At 35.9% G+C, this 19435-nt stretch carries 9 protein-coding genes; all 9 read right to left on the bottom strand.

Annotated features, from left to right (window positions below; translation table 11 throughout):
- Positions 1-311: 311 nt before the first annotated feature.
- A complete protein-coding gene (locus FLA105534_RS05460) occupies positions 312-470 on the bottom strand; it encodes a hypothetical protein (RefSeq protein WP_173965027.1) in 159 nt (52 codons plus the stop codon).
- A gap of 232 nt (positions 471-702) precedes the next feature.
- A complete protein-coding gene (locus FLA105534_RS05455; protein WP_173965026.1) occupies positions 703-1074 on the bottom strand; it encodes a hypothetical protein in 372 nt (123 codons plus the stop codon).
- Positions 1074-3449 carry a penicillin acylase family protein gene (locus FLA105534_RS05450; RefSeq protein WP_173965025.1) on the bottom strand — a complete coding sequence of 792 codons (2376 nt, stop codon included), beginning with the start codon at positions 3447-3449 and terminating at the stop codon, positions 1074-1076. Before FLA105534_RS05450 ends, FLA105534_RS05455 begins: the two co-directional genes overlap by 1 nt.
- A gap of 155 nt (positions 3450-3604) precedes the next feature.
- Positions 3605-5257, bottom strand: coding sequence for a cyclic peptide export ABC transporter (locus tag FLA105534_RS05445; protein WP_173965024.1), 1653 nt, complete (start codon positions 5255-5257; stop codon positions 3605-3607).
- A 162-nt stretch (positions 5258-5419) separates the two neighbouring features.
- Entirely contained in the window at positions 5420-6142 is a 723-nt protein-coding gene (locus tag FLA105534_RS05440; protein ID WP_173965023.1) for a thioesterase II family protein, read from the bottom strand.
- Between the two features lie 28 nt (positions 6143-6170).
- Positions 6171-8543 carry a TonB-dependent receptor domain-containing protein gene (locus FLA105534_RS05435; RefSeq protein ID WP_173965022.1) on the bottom strand — a complete coding sequence of 791 codons (2373 nt, stop codon included), beginning with the start codon at positions 8541-8543 and terminating at the stop codon, positions 6171-6173.
- An 83-nt stretch (positions 8544-8626) separates the two neighbouring features.
- Positions 8627-10252: an MBL fold metallo-hydrolase gene (locus FLA105534_RS05430; protein WP_173965021.1), complete on the bottom strand. Its 1626-nt coding sequence runs from the start codon at positions 10250-10252 to the stop codon at positions 8627-8629.
- 19 nt (positions 10253-10271) lie between these two features.
- Positions 10272-16283, bottom strand: a complete 6012-nt coding sequence (locus tag FLA105534_RS05425) for a non-ribosomal peptide synthetase (RefSeq protein WP_173965020.1) — start codon at positions 16281-16283, stop codon at positions 10272-10274.
- A 104-nt stretch (positions 16284-16387) separates the two neighbouring features.
- On the bottom strand, positions 16388-19435 hold the full coding sequence (locus FLA105534_RS05420; RefSeq protein WP_173965019.1) for a type I polyketide synthase: 3048 nt from the start codon (positions 19433-19435) through the stop codon (positions 16388-16390).

Here is a 19435-nt window from a genome sequence, read left to right as displayed (position 1 = left end):
GCATAATACTATTAATTTATATAAAAAATTTACAATGAGGTTTTTCATTATATATTTTGCATTTGACTTTACCAATATTTTATATTTTTTGATTTCAATAATACAGTAAGTACTATTGAATGATGCTCTCAGTATTATTTATCATGTCATAATTTATTACGGGTAACGATGACATTTTTTTTAAACTGTTTCATATTCTCACGGAATATATACGGATCTGATCTAAATCAAGCTATCTGCAAATCCATAAAAGATTAGTTTTGAATGATTTATTTATTTTTAAATATATTTTTAGAAATTCTTATTTCGGTTTAAGAAGCATTACTAAACACAGCTGCTTTTAAAGGGCAAATTGTCTTATTCTTTGCAGCAGTATCAGATAGAGACACTCCTTGTTTGATTAAACTTAATTTAAGTGCGCACACTACTCCATTTTTAGCGCAGTTACATTTCGGTTTACGATCTTTCATCTATTTAGTATTTTAGGTTATCAATAGTGTTTTTAAAGAATAAGAGGATGACTTTATCTGCACGGGCAAAACCTGTCAGATCTCAAAGCTTACGCTCACAGATCTGGTCGTCACTTTTAGAAAAAGACGACCAGTATTTATTTGGATTTTAATCCTAAATAAAAAGCTGTCCTGCATACGGCTCTCTTAAGGCAAATATCCGTGCGGTTGCCAAAATTTTACAGTTTTTCACCTAGACATGACTGGCTCTTGCAAGCTTTCTTTCTAGAACCAGCGTACCAATTTTATAACCAAAAAAGAATAGAATTGCAGTGTTTAAAGCGTTAAAAACCGGAAAAAATACATATATGAAAAGACTGGACAACCCGAGATTAACAAGAAGGTCTTTTACATACTCTACGCGTGATTCGTAGATAAGAAATACAATGGTAAATACGATCACCCCAATTATAAAACACTTTAAAAAAACTCTTTTATGCTCAATTTTAAATGCAGCAATAAAGCCCGTTAAAATTGTAAATAGTACTATAATGGTATAGTTGTTTATAAAAAATTGTGCTAATAATACAACCATATAAGGCAAGTAATTCAGTATCTTTTTCATTAGTTAAATTTTATAGTGTTTATAATTTTTTCCAGTTTAGCAGGGTTCGTAACAAATTGACTTTTTTTATACTTGCCTTTTCTCCAGGATTCAATTTGATCTTTATAATGTATAGAGTTGATCAAACCGCTCTGACCTCCAGCAAGAATTGTATGGGCCTGTATGTTGCCGTCTTTCACTTCATATACAGCACGAAAAACCGGATGAAACTTATCTGTATTGATATTAATCGTATTGATATTACCTCCTACATTATCAATTTTTTCTCCTAGTCCAGGTACAAACAGGATGTTGTTTATACTAAACTTAGACATGTTTTTGTAGGTAACTTTTTTCCATTGATCTCCATAACTTTGAGTTAAGGTGTCTAATGTTCTTTCAAAAATGGCATCTACTATTTTTTGCTTATTACCACCACCAGGAACGGTGTATTTTTTATCATTTAAATATTTTAAGAAATTCTGTAAAGAAGGTTCTTGTTTTACCTGTAATTTAGTCTTTGCAAATTGTTTTGCTTCTTCTATTGTGGCCTTTCTTAACATTTCAAAAACCAATCCCTGATTTCCGTCACCACTCATATCTCCGTCCCAGTTTTTTAGCTCTTTTACAATGCTACTGTATTTCTCTTTTACCGGATAATTATTGGTTAATGTTTTAAAATCATCGAGAGAAATATCAACTACATCACTTTGCATCTTCTGAATTTCCGGAACTGACCAGTCTTTCTTTCCTTCTAAAACAGAATAAATACGTTTTGCTCGATAATCATCTTTGGAACCATGTGCTCCGAAATAAACATTATTCTGGATGGGCTGTTGGTTCGCTGAAAACAAAAATCCTTTGTCCGGATTAAAGGCTGACCAAAAAGCATTTAAAGGCTTCGTCGGAATGTACTTTTTAGTCCCATCTAATACCTGCCCCACATAGTCAGCACTTCTGGCTGGCAGTTCGCCCGCGCATACAATTCCAATATTATTCTCTACATCGCTGTAAGCAAAATTTTGTGGTGGATAACTATAGCCTTTTAAAGCTGTTGAAAAACCATCCCAATTTTGACTCTTCATTACTTCATACATGGCTTTTACGGAGTTGCTTTTTTCTGCCGCATACCAATGTTGTGCATAATACTGACCGTTTTCTTCTTTTATAACTTTACCTTGTACGGTGCTTCTGTATTTTTCTATGTAATCGGGTTTCCCTTTTACTTTGATGGTATAATTTTTAACCTTGAAAGGAATCCATTTTCCTTCATAAAGGTACAGACTATCATTCTTTACCTGAAGTTTGTATCGGTCAACCAAATCCCATTCTCCATTTGTAATTCCCCATGAAATTTTATCATTATGACCACTCACTACTACAGGAACACCTGGTATTGTAAAACCATAGGTTTTGAAAGCACCTGTTACCATGTGGGCTTCATAAAAAGCTTCCGGAAGTGTCAAATACAGGTGAGGGTCATTTGCCAGAATATTATTTTTGCTCTTTGTTTTAGTGTTGTTTACCACCCAGTTGTTACTTCCTACACCCTGATAAAATTTGTTATTTGTCATTAATTTCGCTCCTAAATCAAACAGAGACGATTCTTTTTGAGTGATTTCTGATGAAGCTGTCCCTGAAGAATGCACTTCTAAGTGAGGTCCATTTACACTGGAAGGCACCAAATTCGAAGGCAAAATAGTATTTATTCCTGCCGGTTTTAAAGGATAAAAATAAGTGATTTCCTTTCCCGGTAATTTTTCGAAAATTTCCTGCTGATCAATATGGTGATCAAAATAAGTCAAGGTATAACTCATATACCATGTAAATAATAAAGAATATTCTGTTTTCCATTTTCTAGGGGTCGCTCCTAAAGCTTTATAGAAAGGATCAGTATTCTCATTATTTTCCAAATAAGCATTTACTCCATCAGAATACGATTGCAGATAGGCATAAAATTCAGGGTTTTCTTTTTTATAGGTTTGCAGGATTTCTTCCGATTTTTTCTCAAACTCATAAGGTTTCCAGAATCTATCTGATTTTAGTGCCCCTGACCATAAAAACTCTGAGAGCCTTCCCTGTACAATTCTTGACACCATCTCCATCTGAAAATAGCGATCTTTGGCGTGCATATATCCTAGTCCATAAGCTGCGGCACTTTTTGTAGCACTATAAATATGAGGAATCCCAACATTATCTACATAAATATCTAATTTTTGATCACTATGGATCTTTTGTGTTCCATCACTTTGTAAAGGCACGGATAACAAACCTGTTTTATAAGTGGTTAATTTACCCAGAGAGCCAAATGGCCCCAATTTAAAAGTAGTAATAAAGATCCATGCTGCCGACAATAGGACAAAGAATACTATTCTAATTGTTTTATTTCTTTTCATTTTCTTGAGGTTATAGCTTTAAATAATAAAATTGGTGTTGACCAGTGATTATGTTGTTTTATAAAGCGCATAAGGTCCACCTCCTTTTACCCTGCAGTAAAAAAAAACGATGCAGGGCAAATAAAAGAAGACGTTATTGTATTTTTGGGATAGTTTTAAAAGATCGCGCTAAGTTCTGAAATATTTGTTTTTTCCAGTTTACCATACTCCATTTTGAGCAGTGTATCGGCTCTGTTGTAATATCGGTCATCATGGGTGATGGCAATAATTGTTTTATCTTCTTCCTGAACCAGTACTTGTAAAATTTCTGTGTAAAATTTATGTCTGAAATGAGGATCCTGATCTGCGGCCCATTCGTCGAGTACAATAATAGGTCTGTCTTCTAACAGGGTGCTGATTAAAGCCATTCGTTTACGCTGTCCTGTAGATAAATGAGTGGTTGAAAAATAGCCATCTTTTACACTTACTTTCCCTTCTAGTTCAAACAACTTTAAGTATTTATTTACTTTATCATAATCAACGTCTGTTATTCCGTAAAAAGCATCAAACAAATAGAAGTCACTAAAAACGGGAGCAAAAAGATTTTTAATTTTATCCTGTTCTTTCAGTGGAACTAATTCTCCGTCTATATAGGCTTCACCATTATCAAGGTTATAGAGATTTAAAACGGTGTTGATAAATGTCGTTTTTCCTTCTCCATTACCTCCGTACACAAAAACAACTTCATTTCTATTAATATCAAAATTAATGGGTCCTACCGAAAATTGATCTTCCCCATAAGAAAATGCATAGTTGCGTATTTTTAAATCTGAAAAATTTCGATACTGTCCTTTGTGTTCTACTTGTGGTAACTGTTCAAGCTTTGTAAGATCCTCTTTTAGTTTTTGCATTTTTTTAAGGGATACCACGGCCTTGTTTATAACCGGAATAATGGTCATTACACTCACAATTGGCCCCATCAGGTACAATAAAACAAAGGTAAAACTCACTTTAATCGCGGTCGGAGTTTGAAACACCGATCCTGAAAACACCAGGATAAAAGATATCAGACCATAGAATAATACCTGACTTATGATCTCACTATTGAGGTATTTTAAAAGTGCATTTACATATTTGGTTTCACCGGTCGTAGCAACTTTCATCAGCTTCTGATCATAGATCTGAGTTCCTTTAGCAGGATTGATGTTAATTTCTTTTGCTCCGTTCAATATACTATTGAAAATACCGATAAAGGTTTTTTCCATTTCCCTTACTTCTTTCAACTGCTTATTGCTGTTCTTTGATCTTAATGCATATATTAATACTCCCATTGCAATCACTATAGCACTGACTCCCAATAACTTTAAGGATAAAAAAGCCATATATATCAAACAGGCCACTATAAGAATAAGTGAAGAAAAAAAGGTAATGATCATTAATGACGCATTTGAAATATTGTTCACATCTGTTGTTAATGTAGCATATACTTCTTCTTTATATTCCTGAAGTTTTCGATAAGGGGCTTTCAGAATAAGTTTTATCACGTCTTTTCGAATGTCCCAGTATATTTTTTGAGATAACTTAATAATTCCGCCTGCCAGCCACCTGCGTGAAATAAAAAAGACAACAATAGTAGCTGCAAACAAATAGAGATAATTTTGCATCGATAAGGTTTCGGTAGCCGTAATAGAATTACTTATAATTTTATTAATAATCGTTATAAATGCAAACCCTGACAATCCTGAAATTATAGCCAGTAAAGAATAACCAATTAAAGGCCTTAAAGGGATAAGTTGAGAAGGGCTGTTTTCTGATACATTATTTTTCATGTCTGTTTTTTAAAAAATTATAATTAGTCCCCAGCCCCACAACGCAGGGGGTATCTATTTACTTTGTATATTTTGCGGTGGGATGATCCTGCTTTCGCAAAATCGTAATAAGGCAGCTGTATAAGTCCAACAAAGGTGTTGACTATAACCTCAACTCTTTTGTTACAGGCTGACCAATGAATCAGCAGCGCATTCCGTAATAATCTGGGTTAATGTTTTGACCTGCCTGTGAATAAAGAAATGATTTCCGGGTACTACCTTGTAATCAAATTTTCGATTTGTATACTGTTTCCAGTTTTCAATCTCCGGAGCTGTTTTTTCCTCATCTCCCATAACAGCAAAAATGGGGGTATTCAGAATCAGGCCTATTTCTGAATGTTTCTCTTTTTCCAGGATTTCAAAATCAGCCCTCATGATAGGGCTGAAATAATTGTATAAATCTTCGTCTTCCAGAATTTGTTCGGGAACACCTCCTAAAGACCTCAATTCTTTTTTGAATTCGGGATCGCTTAAGGTATGTCTTTCCAGATCGCTACCATAAACACCCGGACCTGCATTACCCGAAACAATTAATGCAGTAGGAGGATCTGAAAGTTCCTCCATTTTTTTGGTAACGGATAGTCCTAAAGTGGCTCCCATACTGTGACCGTAGATTATATAGGGTTGATTATTGCTTCTCCTTTTTTTAATTTGGGAGACATAGTCTTTAACCGCAGCTGATTTGCTGAGAACACACGGTTCCTGATTTCTTTTTCCTCTTCCCGGAAGTTCTAAGGCATGACATTCGAAATTATTCTGAATGTCATTTTTCAAAAAATCAAAAGAGTAGCAACTTCCTCCTGCAAAATGCAATAAAAATATCTGTATTTTTTGATTGGAATACATAGCTTTTTTTTTAAATCCAACGTATTTGTTATTCTCTGTTACTTTGATGCTCTTTTCTGTTTTTACCCTTATTGAATTTATAATTAAAGCTAAGAGTCCATCGGGCTGCATTAAAATTGGTCATCTGGTGTACTACAAAATCAGTACCCACAGTGGTCTCTCTTATTTTTCGGGTATTAAAAATATTACTTGCAGCCAACGATAGTGTTCCGTTATTTTTGAATAATGATTTTCCTAACGCCACATTCAGATAATAGTAAGATTTAGTCTTGGTCTGGGCATCACTCACCGGTGCCTGATATTCAAATTTACTTTGAAACGTGAAGCTTTTAGGAAGCTTAAGCTGAGCTAATAAAGTTCCTTTCCAGGTCTCATTAGAAAAATCCAGATTAGTGGCGCCTACGCTTCCTTTCTGATTAAAGCTATAAGCATTAATCTCTGCATTAAGAGACAACCATTTTATCGGAGCATACTGAGCCGAGATTTCGATACCAAATCGGGTTTCATCATCAAGATTGATTAAAACGGTTTCAAAAATACCTTCATCATCTTGCGATGTAAAGTATTGAAAACTATTTTTTGTTTTCGAATAGTATATCGAAGGATTAAGGACTAATCCTTTTACTTTTCTTAAAATACTTAACTCTACACCATCAGTCAAAGAAGGCAACAGGTTAATGTTTCCAAAAATACGGGAGTTAAAATCCAGAAGTTCCGGAAAGGGATTTAGCTGGTCCAGGTTCGGCCTGTTGATTCGCTGACTGTAGTTTAATTGAGCCGTTGTTTTTTCGGTCAGTGCATAACTTAAATTTACGGATGGAAACAATCTTGTATACGTACTGTCGGTTAAAATGCCTCCTGTATTCTGGTCTTTAATTTCAATATGGGTATACTCTGTTCGCAATCCTAATAGATAACTGAATTTATTTATCTTATTGCCATATTGAACATATCCTCCTAAGATCTGTTCTTTGTAATCCAATCCATTGTTAAAACCGGCTATTGGCGTTACTGTTCCGTTAACATCTTCATCTGCTGCAAATTTTGTCGATACGACTCTGTTTTCAAGCTTAACTCCTGCTTCAAAATTGGCCGTCTTACCAAAAGGAGTTACATAATCCGATTGTAATACAATATCGTCACTTGTTCTTTTTGACTGTGTGTTTATAATGGACTGATCTCCTGTAGCAGGAACAAGGGTTCTTCTTTGGATGTCAAAATCTTTAGTACTATCCCAAAAATCATACTGGAAGTCTACTGTAAATTTTCTTTCCGGTTTTTTAAACGTTTTGGTATAATTGAACTCCAATTGATTGTAACTTCTATTTTCTCTGGAGTCTCCTACAGTCTGAATATAGGTGTCCTGCATATTCTCTCCGGATAAGTTGTAATTCAGGGTATTCTTATCGCGGTCTTTGGTGTCATTTCTATAAAAAGCAGAGGTAATACTATTGCTGTCATTTATAAAATAATCCATTCCTACATACATTAATGCTCCGTCATCATGTCTTTTCTGATCTTCCCTTTGACTGATATAAAGAGCATTTCCATTTGATGTACTTTGCTGATCTCTGGTATTTAGTCCTACATAATCTGTATAACGAATTCCAAAATTAGAAAACAAATTAAATTTTCCTTTTTTATAGTTCACTCCACCCATTAACCTGTAATCGTCGGGAATTCCCGTTACCAGAGTCATACTTCCACTAAGGTCTTCTTTGTTGTTCTTTTTCAGAACAATATTTATAATTCCCGCGGACCCGGCTGCATCATAACGTGATGACGGATTGGTAATTACTTCTACAGATTTTATCGATTCGGCAGGAATTTGTTCTAAACCCTGAAGTGAAGTCAGTCCCGATTTCCTTCCATTAATAAGAATGAGCACGTTACTATTACCTCTCAAACTTACACTACCGGAAGGATCAACCCTAACAGCGGGAACATTATCCAGCACCTGAGTTGCAGAACCTCCTTTGGAAATTAAATCTTTCCCAACATCAAAAACTTTTTTATCCAGTTTTAAAGATACTTGCGAAGTCTCTGCGGTAACCACAACTTCATTAAGAGAAGTTATATCCGATTTTAACTGAATGTTTCCAAGATTAATAGCCTTAGAGCTCTCTACAGTTAAAGATTTGACTTCATCCTTAAAACCTATAAATTGGAATCGAACGGTATATTTCCCTGCTTTTATACCTTCAATCTTAAACTCTCCTTTATCATTTGTAATTACAGTTTCGACAATGAGTGTGTCCTGCTTTAAAGCAACAGAAGCATAGGCTAATTTTTCGTTTGGATCTTCTGCTGAAAGTGTTCCTGATATTTGAGTCTGTGATTGGGCGGATAGGGTACACATACATAACAATACCAATGCATATATGAATGTTGATTTTACCATGATATCTTTAATTAATTATTTACAATGATTATTTCTTGACATTACTGTTTTTTATAAAAATGTCCGTATTACTTCCCAATTGTTTAACTGAGGACAAGATCTCTTTTGTATTCGACAATTTTTTCTCCATAAAGTCTTTCCGGCTCTATGTTATTCGCCAAACAATATTCTAATAACTTATTTGACTCTACAATTGGAATAGATTCATCTGTGTATTTGATCGAACTTATGTATTTTAACCAAGGTTCCATTCCCATGGCGTATACAAAAACTTCACTAGGTTTGAATACATCTACCAGTGCTTTAGCCTGCTCAAAATTACATCCGGCCAATCGTCTGGATTCGTCTTTATCTCTGGCTAAGTTTTCCGGCATTAAAGGTCCGTATAACCAGGTAAGTGGTGCTCCTTCACATTCCATTCCTAAGAAAATAATGTCTATATTCCCCATTACTTTATGGATACGCTCGTATAATTTTGGAGAAACATTACAAGAATCTGCTGCAAACAGAACTTTTAATCCGTCTTGGTAAGCTACATGATGGCATAGTTTACTTCTTACATCCAAATCACAATGTTCTCCAACAAATGGTAATCCTGTAATCGAACAATCTTCAAAATGAATGGTTTCCATCTCTCCCAATTCTATGATGTTTTTGAACCCTATTCTTTCGAACATTAGTTTCAGGTTTGGATCCTGCAGAAAACCGCCATTGCTTTTTGGAACGATAATGTTTTTAATCTTACGTCTTAACCTCAACAAAGTCTCAAAAAGAATATGATCCTGATGATTATGCGTTACTAAAACGTAGTCTATCGATTCCGGTAAATCATCATAGGAATATCTTGATATATCCGACTCGTAACCGTAACTCACTAAAGGATCTGCCAATATGGTTGTGCTCTTGGTTTCGGTCAGGATACAGGCGTGTCCAAAATATCTTGTTAGTACACCGTCTCCCGCATATCTTTCATATTTTTTAGATTTTTCTGTGGTGAAGAACGATTTAAATAAAGGAATGTCTTCCGCTTCTACCTCAAATATTCTTGCGATTTCGCCAAATGTTTTAGGATGGTCTTCCATTTCAAACAGTTGGTCAATTTTCTCACTTTTAAAAGGTAAGTTTACACGCAGAATACCTTCTCCCGGAAGTTTTGGTGTGCTCAGTACAAAAGATCTTGAATCGTCGTCATGCACTAAAAACAGATTGAAACTTTGAAGTGACTCATTATAAAACTCTGTTTCATATAGTAAAGATTCAAAAAAACGAAAAGAAGGATTGTTATTGATGTCGTATACCAATTCAACAAGCCCTTGTAAGCTCTCCGGTACTTTATCGTATAGTGATGTCAGTGCATATCCTTTCGCTTCATTCTTAAGGATATCATTCAGAGCAAATATATCTTTTCGCAATTCTAAAAGAGGAGCACATTGCTCGTTGGTGTTATCGATAAGCCCTTTAATTTCATCTACCCTTTTTCCGTCATAATCGATAAAAGGACCGCCTAGCATTTTAGGTGTTTTTACGGCTGCGGCATGAATCATCGGATTCTGAACATACGACGTCATAATTTTCAAATGCCTGTCTTTAATATTCATTGCAGCAGTTGCAGGTGATACCAGGTGAGGCCAGGCATACCAATTGTCTACTAAAGGTTCTATTGCTAAATTACGTTTGATATAAACAAGATCTTCATTTCTAATTTCCATGATATTGTTATTTGTTGAATTAATTATGATTAAAATTTTGAATGGTTACTAAGGATTCTTCTAAAAGCGGATGCAAACAGGAACTAAGGAAAAAATCGAGATCAAACAGTTGTTCTGAAGTTTCTCTGTAGCTAACCGGATAGGTTAAGTCTAACAATAGTCCGTTTTCATAAAGCAAACACTTAAGGTCTAAACCGGTATTGAAATTATTCTTACTATAGGAAGTCGTGACTGCTGCTCCGGAAGTTGTATCTTCAACTCTTTTGCTCGCAAGTACCTGATAATTAAATGTCCCTCCTATCGCGGCTTCTATATCAATTGCTGCCATTTCTTTATAATCCTGTCTGATAATCTCGTAAGGAATGGTCTGATAAAGACGCGATTGGATGTAATCAGTATATACCGCAAGGATAAAATCTTTGTTGGATTGATAAACAGAAGGGTTCAAAACTCCCAGAGGTAAAAAATTATTAAGAACTCCCAGAATCTGATCCACTTCAATTTCTTGCGAAACCTCTTCTCTTCCGTTGACGATCGTTAGCTGTAAATGCTTATCGCTTTTCTTTGCTTTACTTAACAATTTTTGATGTGCCGCAATAAATACTGCTGTTATGGGAAGACCTGCCTTATCTGCTTTTTGTTTTAGCTTTTGGAAATCCTCTCCTTTAATGGTCATTTTTTGCGTCACACATTCTATAAAATCGTTCTGAACCTCATTTTGTTTTGTAATGCTAAAACCATCCAAATAGTCTTTCCAGTATTGGCGTTGCTCCCTGGCTGTTTCTGATTTCAAAAATTGTTTCTGCCATGCTACAAATTCATAATTCGATTTGTATTTATTTTCTATCGTTTTATCAGCATAAAAACTTTGCAGATTTTGATGTACAATCGAGTTCGTGTACATATCTGTAACGGCGTGATGAATGCTTACAAAAAGATAGGCTTTATCAGCGGTATCGGCTATTACGAACAATCTTATAAGACTACTACTATCAAACAAGTCATACGGCTTTATAAAAAAAGCATCCAGTTCTGCTTCTGTTTTCTCTCTTTTGGTTTCATGATAATCCTCAATGATTCTTACCTCCAAATTCACCTCCTGAGCGGTTACATATTTTTGAGAAATTAAAGCGTCGCTATCTTTTTTGAATTTGACATTTAAAAACGGGAAAAGCCCTAAAAATTCTCTGAACGTACCTTCAAACTTATCTTTAACAAAATCTGAAATAACGATCGGGCCAAACCTTCCATGTGATTGTGGGAATTGCAGAATCCTTTTCTGATTCTCTGATATATCCAGCCATTCCTTTTGAACCTGCAATTGTTCCGATGCTTCATTTTGAAAATCAGCTATTGGAGTTTTTTTCGGTTCTTTTTCGGATTGGATCAGGTCATCAATGGTTTGCTCCAGTTTTGTCTGATACGTTTTTACAAGACGTTTAATTGTTGCTTCTTTATAAACCTCAGAAGAATACCCTACAGTGATCATTAATTGTCCGGATGAAATGATTCCGTTGATGCTTAATTTTGCATCGCTGCCATTTTTATCGCTGAAAGAGGCTCCGATTGATTCGGTTGAGAAATCAAAAAGGGAATTTTCATTCGTTCCTACTTTGTTTCCAAAATCTCCCAGATAATTAAATTCAATACACGTCTCTTTTTCCAGATTTGATTTTTCATCCAAAAAGTTAAGTATTCCATATCCGATTCCTTTTTGAGGTATAGCGTTCAGGTCTTTCTTAATTTTAAGAATGTTTTCTAAAGGATCTGATGATGATACTTCTAAAACAAAAGGAAAAACAGAGGTAAACCATCCAATAGTTCTGCTGATGTCCATGGCCGGTAAAATTTCCTCCCTGCCATGGCCTTCCATTTTAAGAACGGTTCTTTTTACTTCAAGAACTTCTTCCAGTGCGAGTCCTAAACCGGTGATCAAAGCTTCATTGATTTCAATATTGTACTGTTTCGAAATCTGAGTCTGTAATTTATTGGTATAGGCTTTATCCAATACAAAACTCTCTTTCTGATCGTGATAGTGCACGGCAGCCGTATATTCAAAATCGGTAGGCATTGGTGGGATATCTGTCAAACAAAGCTGTTCCCAGAATAACTTTTGCTTTGCTAATTCCGGGCCCGTAGCATATTGATGCAGTCCCTTCGCCCAATATTGATACGAATCTGTTTTTAATGGCAACTGATACAGTTCTCCTTTTGCATGGTGCGTGTATGCTTCAGATAAGTCCTGTAACAATATACGCCATGATACTCCGTCAATAATTAAATGATGAACAAATAAAGCCAGTCTGTCCCCCTCTTTTAGTTTAAAAACGACAGCTCTTATAAGTCTCTCCTTTTTTAAATTAAATCCGGACTGAACCTCTTCTCCTATTATTTTCATAGCAGGAAGTGCGTCAACCTCATCCCTTAAATCATATAGTTCAATATCAAAATTAAAGGCGGCACTGGTTAGATTCTGTTGTTTCCAGACTTCATTTTCTTTTTCAAAATGAATACGCAAGGCATCATGATGATTGATAACCTGTGTCAGTGCCTTTATTAGTGTTACCGAATTAATTCCATTTTTTGCTTTTAGAAGAACCGATTGATTGTAATGCTGTTTTTCTGTAATGGCAGGATTGGTAAAGAAATAATGTTGAATTGGTGTCAGTAAAATTTCGCCTATAACTTCTGACTGGTCAATATTTCTCGTATTTAAAGTCATTAATTTCGCGAGATCTTCCAGTACCGGATTTCTAAGGATATGATCTACTTTGAGTACTAATCCTTTTTGCTTTAAACTTGCAATTAACATGACTGCTTTTATAGATTCTCCTCCTAAGCTGAAGAAGTTGTCTTTTGTACCGATGTTCTTTTTATCCAAAACCTGCTCACAAACCTGAACCAGAATCTTTTCTTCGGTTGTAGCTGGTGCTACATATTCAACTTCACTATACAACTCTACACCGGCCGTTTTTACGAGTGCTTTTTTATCCACTTTCCCATTTAGCGTCAGCGGTATTTTATCTAAAAAGATAAAACTGGTCGGAATCATATAATCCGGGAGAATTTCAGATAGAAAAGATCTTAGTTCTTCTATACTCAACGGAGCTGTCATAACAATGTAGGCCACAAGTTCTTTATTTCCCCTTTCGTCATTTTGTGCATTTACTACAGCTTCGTCTATTTTTTCATGCGAAAGTAATTGATGCTCAATGGCACTTAATTCTACACGATGTCCTCTTATTTTTACCTGCTCGTCGTTACGGCCGATATAAATGATATTTCCATCTTTAGTCCATTTTCCTAAATCTCCGGTCTTGTAAAGCCTGTCAGTTGCATGAAACGGACTTGGTATGAATTTACTTTGTGTCAGTTCTTTTCTGTTGAGATAACCTCTCCCAACCCCTGTTCCGCCAATACATATTTCCCCAACTACTCCTACAGGAACCAATCGATTATTTGCATCCAGAATATGAATTTTAGCATTTGATATCGGTTTTCCAATAGGGATGATATCATAATCCGGTTTACTGTTTTTTGGCATTTTAAATATGGTACCGCAAATACTAACTTCTGTAGGACCATAAGCATTATAATAGGTACCAAAATCTAAGAACGATTTTATAATTTCATAATCTGGTGCTTCTCCAGCGGTGATCAGGTGCTCGACCTGCTGTAGCGCATCAATGTTCATTAAAGCCAGATAAGAAGGTGGTAATGTAACAATGCTGATTTTATTTTCTTTTATGTATTCGGTCAGCGTACTAACATCCTTGCGTGTCTCTTCACCCACTATATACAGACTTCCACCCGATAACAGAATCATAAAGATTTCCCATACAGAGGCATCAAAAGAAAAAGGCGCAAACTGCAAGCCCCGGTTGTTTTCGTTTAAATTAAAATAATCAATTTGAGAAAGTATTGTATTTACAATCTGACCCTGTTCTATCATGACTCCTTTTGGAAGCCCGGTTGAACCGGAAGTAAAGATAATATAGGCAAGATCTGAAGGGGTTACTTCAATCGCTGCTGCTTCATCATCACCGGCATCAAAACCGGTATCTACTTTCATTACGTCACCCGTGTAAAAATCCAGGTCAGACAGGTATGAAGTAGTCGTAATCAATAACCTTAACTGTGTGTCTGAAATAATATGCTCTTTTATGTGAATTGGCATATCCGGTGCAATAGGAACGTAAGCACATCCTGATTTCATAATCCCCAACATAGAGATAACACTCCATTCGTCCCGGTTTAGTTGTATTCCGACCAGGCTCCCTTTTGTCAGCTGATATTTTTTCTGAATATAACGGGCAAAATTGGTTGCAATTTTATCCAGAGCCACGTATGTAAATTCCTTACCGGCAGCAACCAGGGCAATGGCATCCGGAGTTTGTTTTACTTGTTTCTCAAACAGGGATACCAAAGTCTCTTCAGGTGCATATTCCAGTGTAATATTGTTGAAATCAAATAGGAGTTGTTCTTTCTCTTTTTCAGACAAATACTCCAGTTCCTGAATTACTGTTTCCGGATTTAAAACGATGGCCTCGGTCAGCTGCTTAAAATGTGTCAGCAGACCGCTCACATATTCCGGTTCAAAAACATCTGTATTGTATACTAAGTGACAGGATAAATAATCTCCCTCTTCAATAAAATTAATATCCAGATCCGTTAATGCTGAAGTCTTTCCTACTTCTCTAATGGATGTTATTTGTTTTTCATCCAAAATAACAGAACCATGGTCCAGTGCATTTTGCAATAAAATCATGACATCAAATAAAGGAGATCTTGATCTTTCCCTGTTATAGTTTATCAGTTTCACTAGACGGTCGAACGGATAAAACTGACCGTCTAAAGCGTCAAGGGTATTTTCTTTTACACCATTAAAGAAGGCATTAAAAGTTTGCTCAGGGTCTATTGTATTGCGCAATGGTAATGAGTTGATATAACACCCTACCTGCCCTTTCAGATCGGCATGATCTCTTCCTGCTACGGCTGTACCAATAATAATGTCTTTACTGTTGGTGTATTTGTAAAGCAGTACATTCCATACGGCCAATAAGCCCATAAAAACACTTCCTCCGTTATCTGCACAAAGGGTTTTAAACAATGTGGTTGTTTCTTTTGAAAGGTAAGATTTAAGAGCAAATCCGTTTATGGTTCTTTCGGCCGGCCTTGTTTTATTGTTGGTAAAATTAAGTACGGGAATTTCTCCTGAAAACGTCTTTTTAAAATAGTCTTCCTGTTTCTTAAAAAGACCTTTCGCAAGCTGCCTGTTTTGCCAGGCCGCATAATCCTTATACTGAATATTTAGCTCCGGCAGCTGATGTGAAGTACCCGATTCCAGAGCGGAGTAAAAAGCAAAAATATCTTTGAATAAAACGTCCAGCGACCAGGAATCACTTATTACGTGATGAATATTGCAATACAAGATGAATTCACTGTCTCCTAATTGAAACAAATTAATTCTTAATAATGGCCCGTGCTCGATATTAAAAGGTTTTTCTTTATCATTTTTGGTGATCGTTTTTACTTGCTCTTCTTTATTTTCCAGTGTCCTGAAATCCAAAAAGTCAATCTGAAAATCTATGGCTTCCTTTTCGAGAACATATTGCCTAATTCGCCCTTCTTCATCGATTCTGAATACGGTACGCAATGATTCATGTCGATCGATCGTATTGTACACTGCCTGTTTAAAATTACAGACGTTTATTTTTTGCTGCAAACGAACGGCATTAGGAACAGAATAGTTATACCCTTTGGTACCGGTATCGATCAATATGGAGGATAACATACGAAGCTGGCTGGAAGAAACTTCGTAACTTTCCCCGGCTTCTATTTTTGGAATCCTGCTTTCCTTATTCAGAAGTGTGTATTTACTCAGGTATGAAACAATTTCTTTTTTGTTGTTTCTTATTTTATTGATAAGACCCTCATCAATCACATCATCTTTAAAACCAAGTTTAAGATCTTCGCCATCCAGAGAGAGTGTTATATTATTCTGATGTATTTCGTTTAATAAATCAACCATGACAGAGTGTTTTTTAGAAGCAAAAGCAGTTGCCTTCAAATCATTAATAAAAAGTAATGTGGTGTGGTTTTACGTTGAAAGCGAAACAAAAGACTTTATTCTTTTTAGATCGTGATTACGGTTTTACTCGTATTTTCTTCTTCCTGAACCGTAACAAATTTTAATGCCAAATCGATTTCGGCGGCAAGTCCTTTTATGGTAGACTTTTTATAAAAGTCTTTAATTTTGATGTCGATTTCAAATGTTCTCTGAATCAACTTCAGCATGGTAACTCCTTTTAGAGAATTTCCTCCCAAAGCAAAAAAGTCATCCAGAATTCCGATCTTATTGATACTGAAAAAGTCCTGCCAAATTTCTACCAGTTCTTTTTCTGTAGCTGTTGAAGGTTCTTTGTAGGGATTGTTCATTAATTCCCTGTCTGCGTCTTCTTCGTAGATTTCTTCGTCTTCTTTAAGAGTATCGCCCACATTATACTGAACAGTACCCATTGAAGTAACATCTAAATTATCGAGAGGATTAACACGTACCAAAAACTTAGTTTTGTGGAAAACATAAGCGGGAGCTGAAATTTTATTCGGTAAATAATCTCCATAATAGTTTTCCCAATTGACATCAATACCCTGAAACCAAAGCTCTCCCAATCGCTGTAGAAAAAACCTGGTGTCGTTTATTTCCTGGCTTGGGTGCCTCACCATATTTAGGGCAATATGCTCATGTATGTTTTCTTCACTATGCTGTTTGAAGACGCTGGTTAGTACATTTCCAGGTCCAATTTCTAAAAACACCATATTCTTAATCGCCAGTAATTGTTGTAATCCATTAGAAAACTGAACTGTATTTCGCAGGTGATTGACCCAGTAGGATACTGAAGTAGCCTCTTCATTCGTAAGTATTTCTCCTGTGTAATTGGACAATATTGGTATTTTGGGTTCTGATAAAGTTATATTGGAGAATACTTCTTTAAATTCTTCTAAAATAGAATCCATCAAAAAGGAGTGTCCTGCAAGCGATACTCTAATTCGGGAACAGGCAATATCTTTCTCTTCCAAAAGATCCTTAAGTTGGTCGATACCTTCAATGGTCCCGGACACTACGCAGGATTCCGGTGAGTTTATTACTGCAATACTTACCTGACTGTTTAAATAAGCTGTTAGTTTTTCTTTTGAAAGTCCTACACTAAGCATCCCGCCTTTTGGAGCTGCCGACATTAACTCTCCCCTTTTAATCAGTAGGGATAAGGCCGCTTCGAAAGTGAAAATTCCGCTTAAACAAGCCGCTACATATTCGCCTGTGCTATGGCCAATCAGATAATCCGGATTGAGTCCTAATTGCATTAATGTTTTAGCGATTGCATATTCAAAAACAAACACTAAAGGCTGTGTATGCATGTTTTCGTTAATATCTAACGTTTGTTTTTTAGTATCACTTTCCGGAAATAATATAGCCGCGTAATCTTTTCCGGTTTCTTTTTCCAAAAAGGCAAAACCTTTGTCGATAAATTCTCTAAAGAACTGATTATCGCGATACAGGTCTTTCCCCATATTTAAATATTGAGATCCGGATCCTGAACACATAAAGGTTATTTTTTGGGCGTTCTTTAACTTTCCGGAGAATACGCCTTCCTGATCTTCGCTCTCCAATATTTTAATTGCATCGTCTTTGCTTTCACATACCAGAAATCTACTGTATTTAAAATGATCTCTTCCTGTTTGCAATGTATAAGCTAAATCAGACAATTTACTATCCTCTTTTGTGGCCAAAAATGTCTTCAGATTTTCCTGAAACTTATCCAATGACCATTGCGATTTAGCGGAATAACGAAGTAAATAATACGGATTACTGGTTTCCGACACGGCTCTTTCGGGTGCTTCTTCCAGTACCACATGTACATTGTTCCCTCCAATGCCAAAAGCACTAACCCCTGCACGCAATGGACTTTCAGTTTTCCAGTCCGTTAGTTTTGTATTGACAAAAAATGGTCCTTTTTTAAAATTTATTTGTTGGTTTGGGGTCTCAAAATGCAATGATTCCGGTATGCTTTTCTGATGAATTGACATTGTGGCTTTAATTAAACCGGCAATTCCCGCAGCTGAATCCAAATGGCCAATATTGGTTTTCACAGATCCAATAGCACAAGAATGATTGGTATCATAATTAAAAGCTTTGTTTAAGGCTTCAATTTCTATGGGATCTCCTAATTTGGTGGCGGTTCCGTGTGTCTCAATATATCCTATAGATTCCGGAGTTACGTCTGCCATTCGATGGGCTAAATTGATACATTCGTATTGTCCCTGAACACTGGGTGCAGTATAACCTACTTTTCGGTTTCCATCATTGTTAAGGGCTGTTGCGCGAATTACCGAGTAAATATTATCGCGGTCTTTTAAGGCATCTTCCAGTCTTTTTAGCACTACAATTCCAACACCTTCTCCATTTACAATTCCGGATGACGAATCATCAAATGCCCTGCAATGACCATCTTTAGAATAGATCATTCCTTCCTCATAATTGTAACCCGTTTCTTTTCTGGTCAGTATTTTTACACCACCTGTAACAGCTATGGAGCATTCTTTTAATAATAAATTTCTACAAGCCAGGTGTACTGCAGCTAAAGAACTGGAGCAGGCAGTATCGACAATAAGACTTGGTCCCTTCAGATTAAGCTTGTAAGAAATTAAGGTATTGGCAAAACTCCTGTTTGCTAACTGATTGGCGTAAAAAGGATTAACTTTATTATTGTTCGATACTTTAGCATGTAATCTCCAGTTAAAATTATCATTTACAGCCGTATACAAACCTATTTTTCCTCCATAATCTGTAGTTTTGGTTCCGGAATCCTCAAGAGCCAGCCATATATGCTCATGAAGCAATCTGGTTTGCGGATCCATAATTTCAGCTTCATTTTTAGTGTAGCCAAAAAACTGATAATCAAAACATTCTGCATTATCAATTCTGGATGCGGCCCCCACAAAGTTTGTATCCTTTTCTTTGATATTAACCCCCAACTCTTTAAGTTCCTCATCAGAATAGAAATGTATCATCTCACGGCCTTCCTGCAGATTTTTCCAGAATTGCTCAATATTTTCCGACTTTGGAAATTTTCCGGACATCCCTATGATGGCAATGTCTTTTTTTATTGAAGTATTTTTCAT

This window comes from Flavobacterium collinsii (assembly GCF_902804485.1).
Taxonomy (GTDB): Bacteria; Bacteroidota; Bacteroidia; order Flavobacteriales; family Flavobacteriaceae; genus Flavobacterium; species Flavobacterium collinsii.
This window is presented reverse-complemented; position numbering and strand designations above follow the sequence as displayed.

Bases quoted from the DNA above. Each gene is read 5' to 3' on its own strand.
- FLA105534_RS05460 (WP_173965027.1), bottom strand. From the start codon at position 470: ATGAAAGATCGTAAACCGAAATGTAACTGCGCTAAAAATGGAGTAGTG.
- FLA105534_RS05455 (WP_173965026.1), bottom strand. From the start codon at position 1,074: ATGAAAAAGATACTGAATTACTTGCCTTATATGGTTGTATTATTAGCA.
- FLA105534_RS05450 (WP_173965025.1), bottom strand. From the start codon at position 3,449: ATGAAAAGAAATAAAACAATTAGAATAGTATTCTTTGTCCTATTGTCG.
- FLA105534_RS05445 (WP_173965024.1), bottom strand. From the start codon at position 5,257: ATGAAAAATAATGTATCAGAAAACAGCCCTTCTCAACTTATCCCTTTA.
- FLA105534_RS05440 (WP_173965023.1), bottom strand. From the start codon at position 6,142: ATGTATTCCAATCAAAAAATACAGATATTTTTATTGCATTTTGCAGGA.
- FLA105534_RS05435 (WP_173965022.1), bottom strand. From the start codon at position 8,543: ATGGTAAAATCAACATTCATATATGCATTGGTATTGTTATGTATGTGT.
- FLA105534_RS05430 (WP_173965021.1), bottom strand. From the start codon at position 10,252: ATGGAAATTAGAAATGAAGATCTTGTTTATATCAAACGTAATTTAGCA.
- FLA105534_RS05425 (WP_173965020.1), bottom strand. From the start codon at position 16,283: ATGGTTGATTTATTAAACGAAATACATCAGAATAATATAACACTCTCT.
- FLA105534_RS05420 (WP_173965019.1), bottom strand. From the start codon at position 19,435: ATGAAAAATACTTCAATAAAAAAAGACATTGCCATCATAGGGATGTCC.